Origin of the sequence: Psychrobacter sp. I-STPA10, assembly GCF_021012795.1 — a bacterium.
Lineage (GTDB): Bacteria > Pseudomonadota > Gammaproteobacteria > Pseudomonadales > Moraxellaceae > Psychrobacter.
In genome coordinates this window covers 122,021-131,179 of record NZ_VFYU01000016.1, presented here as the reverse complement: position 1 = coordinate 131,179, position 9,159 = coordinate 122,021, and the positions used below count along the sequence as shown (strand labels likewise).

The 9,159-nt window shown below is 39.1% G+C and carries 10 protein-coding genes; 8 read left to right on the top strand and 2 right to left on the bottom strand.

Going from position 1 to position 9,159, the window contains the following annotated elements; genetic code table 11:
• Positions 1–152 precede the first annotated feature (152 nt).
• From FHK89_RS08365 to ppnP, 4 genes are all read left to right on the top strand, one after another.
• The gene (locus FHK89_RS08365) at positions 153–1,367 is read left to right on the top strand and encodes an RtcB family protein (protein ID WP_230659028.1); all 1,215 of its coding nucleotides are present in this window, start codon (positions 153–155) and stop codon (positions 1,365–1,367) included.
• Between the two features lie 3 nt (positions 1,368–1,370).
• On the top strand, positions 1,371–1,940 hold the full coding sequence (locus FHK89_RS08360) for a DUF6756 family protein (RefSeq protein WP_230659026.1): 570 nt from the start codon (positions 1,371–1,373) through the stop codon (positions 1,938–1,940).
• Positions 1,941–1,956: 16 nt separating this feature from the next.
• On the top strand, positions 1,957–2,226 hold the full coding sequence (locus tag FHK89_RS08355; protein WP_230659024.1) for a hypothetical protein: 270 nt from the start codon (positions 1,957–1,959) through the stop codon (positions 2,224–2,226).
• A gap of 103 nt (positions 2,227–2,329) precedes the next feature.
• Positions 2,330–2,614, top strand: coding sequence for a pyrimidine/purine nucleoside phosphorylase (gene ppnP / locus FHK89_RS08350; protein WP_230659022.1), 285 nt, complete (start codon positions 2,330–2,332; stop codon positions 2,612–2,614).
• A 205-nt stretch (positions 2,615–2,819) separates the two neighbouring features.
• On the opposite strand, the gene FHK89_RS08345 is transcribed toward ppnP, so the two are convergent.
• Positions 2,820–3,074 (bottom strand): barstar family protein, encoded by a 255-nt coding sequence (locus FHK89_RS08345; protein ID WP_230659020.1) that lies wholly within the window; start codon positions 3,072–3,074, stop codon positions 2,820–2,822.
• 92 nt (positions 3,075–3,166) lie between these two features.
• Positions 3,167–3,619, bottom strand: coding sequence for a hypothetical protein (locus FHK89_RS08340; RefSeq protein WP_230659018.1), 453 nt, complete (start codon positions 3,617–3,619; stop codon positions 3,167–3,169).
• 198 nt (positions 3,620–3,817) lie between these two features.
• Between FHK89_RS08340 and FHK89_RS08335 the strand changes: the two genes are divergently transcribed.
• The 4 genes from FHK89_RS08335 (at position 3,818) to FHK89_RS08320 (ending at position 9,121) form a co-directional block, all read left to right on the top strand.
• A complete protein-coding gene (locus FHK89_RS08335; RefSeq protein WP_230659016.1) occupies positions 3,818–5,500 on the top strand; it encodes an AMP-binding protein in 1,683 nt (560 codons plus the stop codon).
• Between the two features lie 76 nt (positions 5,501–5,576).
• Complete coding sequence (locus tag FHK89_RS08330; RefSeq protein ID WP_230659014.1) at positions 5,577–6,365, top strand: SDR family NAD(P)-dependent oxidoreductase; 789 nt, start codon at positions 5,577–5,579, stop codon at positions 6,363–6,365.
• Positions 6,366–6,640: 275 nt separating this feature from the next.
• Positions 6,641–8,104 carry a tetratricopeptide repeat protein gene (locus FHK89_RS08325; protein WP_230659012.1) on the top strand — a complete coding sequence of 488 codons (1,464 nt, stop codon included), beginning with the start codon at positions 6,641–6,643 and terminating at the stop codon, positions 8,102–8,104.
• Between the two features lie 582 nt (positions 8,105–8,686).
• Positions 8,687–9,121, top strand: coding sequence for a hypothetical protein (locus FHK89_RS08320; RefSeq protein ID WP_230659010.1), 435 nt, complete (start codon positions 8,687–8,689; stop codon positions 9,119–9,121).
• Positions 9,122–9,159 lie beyond the last annotated feature (38 nt).

The following is a 9,159-nucleotide window of genomic DNA, read 5'->3' as shown; positions in this document are numbered from 1 at the left end:
CCCTAACCCTCCCCCAAAGATGGAGGGAACATTCCCCCTCCCATTGGGAGGGGGCTAGGGGGAGGGAATAAATTAACTTGTAAAAGATAGCCAAAACATACTTTTGAAACACTATCAGCAAATTAACCCAATATAAAAAATGAGAAAAGACGATGAGCATACAACTAACTTTAAATAAAAGTGGCAAACATGGCGTGCCAGTAAAGATTTACACCAGCGATGTTGAGCAATCCGCATTACAGCAGCTCCGCAATCTCGCCCAGCTTGAATTTGTGCATTCACATATTGCAGTGATGCCAGATGTTCATGTCGGTAAAGGGGCAACGGTGGGCAGTGTGATTCCGACCAAATCGGCAATCATTCCTGCTGCGGTGGGTGTGGATATTGGCTGTGGTATGAATGCGTTACGATTGTCTCTGACCGCCAATGATTTGCCTGATAATCTAAAGCCATTACGCCTTGCCATTGAGCAACAAGTCCCCGTTGGCTTTAACATGCACAAGCAAATTGAGGCAAAAATATCGACCCTTGACCCATTGGCAAAACGCCTAAAACCCATTACCGATAAACACAAAGGCTTGCTAAAAATGCTCAAAGGTTTTGAGCGTACATGGGCAAAACAGCTTGGTACATTGGGTGGTGGCAATCATTTTATTGAGCTGTGTTTGGACGAAAATAATGACGTTTGGGTGATGTTACATTCAGGCAGTCGAGGTATTGGCAACTGTATCGGGCAGTATTTTATTAACCTTGCCAAAAAGGAGCGTCAAACTCGCTTTGGCTATGTACCAGACCGTGATTTGTCTTATTTTGCCGAAGGCTCAGACAGCTTTGCCGATTATATTGAAGCGGTGGAATGGGCTCAGGATTATGCCATGCAAAACCGCAAAGAGATGATGCGACTGGTCATCAAAGCGATGCAATCACCACAAGCAGGCTTGCCCCGTTTTCAAATCACCAAAGAGGCGATTAATTGCCATCATAACTATGTCAATGAAGAGGTGCATTTTGGTGAAACCGTTTATGTGACCCGCAAAGGGGCGATTAGTGCTTATAGCGAGGAACTTGGCATTATCCCCGGTTCAATGGGGGCAAAATCCTTTATTGTGCGTGGGCGTGGCAATCCACAATCCTTCTGCTCATGCTCGCATGGAGCAGGTCGTAAAATGAGTCGTGGCAAGGCAGTGCGTCAGTTTAGTTTGGACGATTTGCGTCTGCAAACCGAAGGCGTGGAATGTCGCAAAGACAAAGGCGTGATGGACGAAATTCCCAGTGCTTATAAGGATATTGATGAGGTCATGGCAAACCAAAGTGATTTGGTGGAAGTGGTGCATACTTTAAAACAAGTGATGTGTATTAAGGGGTAAATGATGAAAACTTATCCTTTTATGAATTCCCCTAACGCACAAACAGGGAAACAACGTTTAGAGGCAAAAGAATGGTCTGAAGTTCGGGCAGAGCTGATGCAGTTAAAAACCAAACTCAATCTAAGTGATGATGAATTTCGTATGTTATCACCTTATGAGGATTATCAAGGCATAGAGGAAAAAATATACCAAACTTTCTGTACGATTGATAACGGTAAAAAACGTCCTGTTTGGCTATGGCATTGCTTTAAGCAGGAAAAGTATTTTACTGATTTTTTGCCAGATGCCCCAGAATGCTATTTGCATAAACTGATTGACCCTAACGAGTCCATTTGGATGGGGGTGTTTGGTATGGCAAAACAGCAAGATAAGATTTGGTTTTATGAGGGAAAAATCTTAACCATACAAAAGCTACTGGCTGAATTGTATTTTTTTGATGAGTTCTACTTTGTGTCAAAAAAATATCAGTGGTTAATCTGCATTAATCATCATGATACGTTAATTGTGACAGGTGGTGATATGCCCCAAAAACTCAAAGCACTCGAACAAGAGATGATGAATCATTCAACATAATATTAAGGAATTTAACATGAGCTTAAAAGAAACATTAAAACAAGGCAAACAGTTAGAACGTTTGGCAGAAATGCAAAAACAAGGTAAACAGGACTCAAAATCAAACACAGATGTTCCTGCCAGCCGTTCGTTAGGTGCGGTTAAACCCCGCAATTATTTGGCACTCAATCCACTGTTAAGAAAGGGCGGTATACATGAAAAAGACGATGTCAAAATCGTGCGTAAAAAGCGTCGTCGTGAAACTAAGCAAAAGTTACGGCAAACAGATTGGCTGTCGGAGCTGTGAGTTGGTTAAATAGTGATTGACAAAGGCTTAGTAATTAAGTTTACTAAGCTGTTACTATTAAACTTATGGTTATATTTATATTAACAGTTAAAAGGAGATAATCATGCCAAAAGTAAACCAGTATTTTGATAACAAAGTCACCTCTATTGCCTTTCAAACCGCTAATAAGCCTGCGACTGTCGGGGTGATGGAAGTGGGTGAGTATGAATTTGGTACTAGCGAGTTTGAAACCATGACCGTTATTAGCGGTGCATTAACAGTGAAACTGCCTGATTCTGATGACTGGCAAACCTTTTTGGAAGGTGAGCAGTTTACCATTGAGGCTCAGCAAAAATTTGCGGTCAAAGTAGAAATAGAAACCGCTTATTTATGTACTTATGGTAAGTAAGTTTAAATTATTATTTTTTTTTGATGACTATTTTATCTGCTTTCTTTAATTGAATTTTCTATCGTTAAAGAAGGCAGATTTTAATAGTTTCAATATAAGATTAACACCGTTTTGCCAAAGGGATGTAAATCCTGATAATCTGCATAGGCTTCACAATTATCCCAATATTCTTTCCAACATTGTAAACAACCTTTGATATTTTCTGCTAATTTTTTATCTTTATTGTGTCAAAATGAATAAATGACACAATGATATACTTCTCTGTAAACCAAGATAAATCTCGCATACAGTCATTTAAGCCATCAAAACTATATTGGCTATTATGTTGCTGGTTGTCTTGAAGATTATCTTGAAAATAGTCAGGTAACCTAAACTCTTGGGATAAGCAGTCAAAAAAATGCCTTTCACCCCGAATTTTAGCCAAATCTATTTCGATATTGAGTACAGTTTGAGTGGTCATTTATAAAATCCAGATAGAATAAAACCACTTTATTTATAAATATAGCGCTGGTATTGGCTGAGTATTTCTATAGCCTATAGTAGCTATTTAGCTCACATTGAAACAAAATCTAGCTTATGCCCTTGATATAAGATAATAGGGTTATGCACGTTGACTTTGGCATTTCTGCCACCTAAACAAAATAACTCATAAAGCATTTTATGCTCAACCATAGTTAATCCTCCTGCCAGCTCCTCTGTTACGTCAATAATAATAAAGTTACTAACATACATGACATCAAGAAATGTCTTTGGGAATTTGGTAAATAACTCAGTGACAGCCTTGTCCCCTAATTCAAAATCAGCGACCACCATACGAGGATTACTAAAGTTGCTAGTAACTTGTTGGCGTTGAGTTGAGCCATCTTTTTGATATCGTACTGCCTTTATCTGATTAAAAGACAATTCAATCTCATAAATACTAGGCTGTAACCATTTAAATAACCATGCTTGTGGGTTATCTTTACAAACTTTGGCTAACTTACTTTGGTATTCATGTGTTGACACAGCTTATTTCCCTTTAATTATGACAGTATCTTTATCTTTTTAGTTTATGACTACATACTGAGTGTAGCATAAAAAAAAGTGTTGGCTTTATGTTCAAAATACTTTAATGAGACGCTATGTATTGAAATAAGAATAAAAATGCGCTATTAATAGCATATAGGATTTTCTAAATACACATCTAGCTAAAGGAATAGCGACATGACTAATAATAGCAATTGTAACTCCTCTCACCTTCAAGATTATCAACAAGCTTACGATAACTTCACTATGGATAATCTACAGCAAGAAATCTTTGGCAACCGCCCTGATGATGGCAGAAATGCTTATATGGCGTGTTGTGGACGTCATGTGCGTGATGGTAAAGCCGATAAGATTGCTCTAGTGCATGAGGATTGTGAAGGAAATCTGCGTCAGTTAACTTTTGCTAAGCTTGCCAAGCAAAGCGGGCAAGTTGCCAATTTGCTTAAAAGTTATGGTGTGCAGGCAGGGGATAGAGTAGCGACCATGCTCCCACGTACCCCTGAGCTATTGGTGATTGTATTAGCGACATGGCGTATTGGGGCAGTATATCAGCCGTTATTTACTGCCTTTGGTTATGAATCTATTGATTATCGCTTGCAAAAGGCCAATACCAAAGTGGTGTTTACCAATCCTGCCAATCGAGGCAAATTTACAGAATTAGAAAAGCATGGTGAGCTTGCCAGCCTACCAAAAATGGTGTTAGTTGGTGCAAGCAGTGCAGAAAACACATGGGGCGATGTGCTGTATCAAGATGAGATTGCTTCGCAAAATAGCGATTTTGAGCCAGTATTATTAACAACTGATGCCCCATTTTTACAGATGTTTACCTCAGGTACAGTGGGTAAATCTAAGGGAGTGAGTGTGCCATTATCTGCCTTACCTGCATTTTATCTGTACATGCGTTATGCCATTGATTTACGTGAGGATGATAAATATTGGAATATGGCAGATCCTGGTTGGGCGTATGGTTTGTATTATGCGATTACAGGGCCTCTTTTAATGGGTATGACCACCCACTTTAATGAAACAGGTTTTGATGCACAAAATACCTTTGATTTTATGGTGCGTCATGGTATTACTAATTTGGCATCTTCACCGACTGCCTTTCGGATGATGAAATCTAGTGGGGTTTTTGATAATAATAGTGATAAGTTATCATTACGAGTGGCAAATTCAGCAGGGGAAACACTGAATACCGAAGTAGTGGGCTGGGTGACGGATAATTTAGGTTGTCGTGTGTGTGACCAATATGGGCAAACGGAAACGGGTATGACCTGCTGTGTGCATCATGCACTTACCCATGAAGCAGACACAGGCTCAATGGGTAAGCCACTATTGGGGCATACCTTAGTGGTGCTTGATGATGAGATGAACGAAGTAGCTGATGGGGTACAAGGACAGCTTGCCGTAGTGGTGAGTCAGTCACCAGCGTTTTACTTCACTGGCTATAGCTGGGATGAAAAGCAAGCCTTTCATGGTGATTACTATCTGACAGGCGATGTGGTAGAGCGTCATAGCGATGGCACTTATTGGTTCTCAGGTCGAGATGATGATATTATTATTACCGCAGGTTATCGTGTCGGGCCAACTGATATCGAAAATACGGTAATGGAGCATAAAGCTGTTGCAGAGTCGGCAGCAGTGGGCGTGCCAGATGAGATGCGTGGGCAGGTGATTAAATCATATATCGTACTAAAAGAGGGCTGGCAGGGCAGTGATGCGCTTGCCAAAGAAATCAAAACCTTGGTGCAATCTCATCTTTCTGCCCATGCTTATCCTCGTTATATTAAATTTGTGGATGCGCTACCAAAAACACCAAGTGGTAAGGTGCAACGCTTTTTATTACGTCAACATAGTTAGTAAAGGTTTTTATATCAATTAAAATATTAACCAATAAAACACTGCTGTCATGCAGCAAAGGAATAAAGGAAAATTTATGCAATTACAAGGCAAAACGTTTATTGTGACTGGCGGTGCATCAGGTCTGGGTGCAGCAACAACACGAGAATTGGTAGATAATGGCGCAAATGTGGTTATCGCTGATTTGAATGAAGAGAAGGGACAAGCATTAGCCAGTGAATTGGGTCAAGCAGCACAATTTGTACGTTGTGATGTTACCAGTAGTGATGAGGTGCAACAAGCGGTTGATACGGCTGAAAAAGAGTTTGGTGAGCTATATGGTTCGGTAAATTGTGCTGGCATTGTCGTGGTACAAAAGCTGCTTGATAGAGAAAATAACCCTGCTGATTTGGATAAATTTGCCAAAGGGGTACAAGTGAACTTAGTTGGCACATTTAATGTAGCAAGATTGGTTGCTGCCAGTATTGCCAAACGTGTTGCAGCAGCAGGTGGTGTTGATAATCCTGAGTCGAATACTGACCAAGGGGTGATTATTAATACAGCAAGTATTGCTGCCTTTGATGGGCAAGTCGGGCAGGGCAGTTATGCTTCCTCTAAAGCTGGCGTGGTTGGACTCACCTTGCCGTTAGCACGAGAGCTTGCCCGTCATGGTATTCGAGTGATGACAGTTGCGCCAGGTATTTTTAATACGCCGATGATGCAGAGTCTGCCAGAAAAAGCAAAAGTACAGTTAGAATCCAGTGTGCCTTATCCTAAGCGTTTGGGTAGTCCACAAGAGTTTGCCCAGCTTATTTGTCATATTATTAGCAATGCGTATTTAAATGGTGAGGTCATACGTCTCGATGGGGCGATTCGTATGGTATAACTGTTTATGCATGGTGTAATTTTTTATTTGCTTATGTATTGAATAAAGGTAAAGCTTGGCTTTACCTTTTTTTATGGCATATTATTTTTTATTATAGTTAGAAGGTTTGGTTAGAATCTTTTAACTTTATGTGGCTATATAGAATCACTTTGGTATTATAGTGTTTTATTCACATAACCTATAATTTATGGTAGATAGTGGTTAGTGATTTTTTGTTTAATCAACTATATACTATTTAACTTTATACTATATAAGCTATCTTGACGAGTCGTCTTATGTCAATTCCTTCTAAAAATGAGTTTGCTAAAGATAATAGTATCTCAGAGCAAAAAAGTCCGATTGAGTTTATTGCTGAAGTGTTTTGGGAGGATTTTGAAGCACAGCGTCCTATCAATGGTGGGGTATTATGTGAGGATAAGCTGCGCCAATGTCAGCTTGATGGCAGTATACAAAGTTTGCGGCGTTTAGATGCATTGCTTGATGAACTGCGACTACAGTGGTTAGGTAAAGAAACACTTTTTGTACAAGATGAGCGCAATCGTAATTTATTATTGTTTATCGGTTTTTATATGGGTAAGGTGTTGTCTCAGGCGTGGCAGGTGTCACCACAGTGGTTGAGTGAGCATGAAATAAAGACACATTATCCTCACCTCAAGGTACAAAAAGATAAAGTGTACCATTTTATGGCTCTAAATTATTTACCCTCTAAGCACCATACCAGCCATGAAAGTCGGCATTTGTTTTTTGTTTTAGAGCCCATTGCTACACGTTTATTTACTAATAGCGAGCAATTATCGTCTTCGGTGCAAGGTGATAATATCGATAAGGGCATATTTGATGCGGTATTTAGACGACTGCCGCTTGCACAAAAAGAAGCGTTATTAGAGCAGATGTTGATAGAGAAAAAATCTCAAACAACCTCTGTGAATGTCTCAGCTACTGCTAAAAAAGTGCCTCAGCAGCCCATAACTAACATTAACGCAATCACACCTACTAAAACAGTGGCAACGGCTGCCTTGCAAACACCCCCACTGTTAACCACTAAAGAGTCTGTTGATGACCTGAATAACAGCTCTAAAGTAACAAAAGCTGCAATCAAAAATTCTAGTAAAGTCAGTGCTGTTAAAAAAGTGGCGTTAAAGCGTCAAGATGATTTTACTAAGTTACGTGATGATTTGTATGCGATGATTAGAGAGCAAGAAGAAGGTGATACTCTTTATCAACAGGCAGATAAAGTGCTTCTACAATTTGACCAACATATAGCCAAGCTGAGTCAAAAGGGTAAAACTTTAGAGGAAATTACATTTAGTGAGCAGCATCAGCTTGCACAGCGACAAGCGTTGGCGAAGCTGAGTAAAGCGGTTAAGTTAGGTAATACGGATGCGATGTTGCGCTTAGCCATAGCTTACTTTTTGGGAGAAGGAGTAAATCAAGATATAGAAAAAGGTACAGCGTTAATTAAAAAGGCAGCAAGGGAAGATGATCCACGTGCTCAGCGTCAACTTAGCCGTTTGTATTACCAAGGACTTGGTGTTAGTCAAGATACCACGCAAGGTTTGCACTGGTTGGAGACTGCTGCTGATAATGGACATAAAGAGGCAAAAGAGTTATTGGAACAGTGGCATAGTAACCAAACAGTTATTGATGAACGTAAATATGATGTAACAACAGATAGGCGTTATTTATTGTTGGTTTTGATAGCACTTATCGTGGCGGTGGTTATTTTTATTATGGTTTAGGGACTGTTTATATCAAAAAGTATGCGGTGGCTATTTTTAATAATCCACCATAGTTTCAGCCATCCCCTAGCCCCATCCTTGTAGGAATTTCTATCTAAAGAAATTCCCTTACGAAGCTAAAATTGCAGTGCAATTTTTTAATGCCTCTTAGGTAGGGGTAGCATACTTTTTAGAATACCACCCATATATTTTATTTTTATAACAGTAACAATGAAATTTTAAAATCATTTAAAATTAGTTAAATAATCAATATTTAGCGATGTTATTTATTTATTGCCATCAATATGGACTTTAGTCAGATTAAAAGCTCCCTTTATCTGATGTAGGTATGAGAATGGTGTGGGATATTGGTAAGGTAGCAGCGTTCAATTCAAGGTGAGTGGAGAGCTCATACTTAGTTCTCCTTTATATACGATATAGTTTGCCTACGATAAATACACCACGGCGGTAACCCTACTCGATGGAGTACGTGTACTATCTTCACTTACTTACCTGTTGGTGAAGTGATACTGGATTGACTATATTTGATATTGCTTATAAAAATTTATTTTACCCTGCATTAAATTAGGTCGAAGGCTATACATGAAACTTAAGCTGAGTCAGCACTTGTTGATATTACGAGATAAAATATTAACACGACTTACATTGATATTGACAGCACAAAAATCTGCTTGGTTACAATGTGTTGCTGTCATCTGTTTGTTTTATGCTGCTTTGGTTAGTATGGCTTTTATTGACATTATTGATACAAAAAATTTAAATAATATAAATAGTACACAATCATCAACAGAGTATAAAGGCGTAGTGACGGTGGTTGATGATGAAGCAGTATTAAAAACACTTAAAACTTCTTATATATTATATGATCCCAAAGAGATGCTGCATAAATCACCTTATTTTACCGAAAAAAGTCAGTTACAGTCATTCCGTATTTGTGTGCACGCAAGACGTAGTGTATTAAAAGAGCATCTCAAAGGTTCTTATACTTATAAGCTGACCATAAAAAACTTATGTTGATAGATTTATGTGAATAGGTGATGGGTTAAGTGATTACA

Bases quoted from the DNA above. Each gene is read 5' to 3' on its own strand.
- FHK89_RS08355 (WP_230659024.1), top strand. From the start codon at position 1,957: ATGAGCTTAAAAGAAACATTAAAACAAGGCAAACAGTTAGAACGTTTG.
- FHK89_RS08345 (WP_230659020.1), bottom strand. From the start codon at position 3,074: ATGACCACTCAAACTGTACTCAATATCGAAATAGATTTGGCTAAAATT.
- FHK89_RS08330 (WP_230659014.1), top strand. From the start codon at position 5,577: ATGCAATTACAAGGCAAAACGTTTATTGTGACTGGCGGTGCATCAGGT.
- FHK89_RS08365 (WP_230659028.1), top strand. From the start codon at position 153: ATGAGCATACAACTAACTTTAAATAAAAGTGGCAAACATGGCGTGCCA.
- ppnP (WP_230659022.1), top strand. From the start codon at position 2,330: ATGCCAAAAGTAAACCAGTATTTTGATAACAAAGTCACCTCTATTGCC.
- FHK89_RS08320 (WP_230659010.1), top strand. From the start codon at position 8,687: ATGAAACTTAAGCTGAGTCAGCACTTGTTGATATTACGAGATAAAATA.
- FHK89_RS08335 (WP_230659016.1), top strand. From the start codon at position 3,818: ATGACTAATAATAGCAATTGTAACTCCTCTCACCTTCAAGATTATCAA.
- FHK89_RS08325 (WP_230659012.1), top strand. From the start codon at position 6,641: ATGTCAATTCCTTCTAAAAATGAGTTTGCTAAAGATAATAGTATCTCA.
- FHK89_RS08360 (WP_230659026.1), top strand. From the start codon at position 1,371: ATGAAAACTTATCCTTTTATGAATTCCCCTAACGCACAAACAGGGAAA.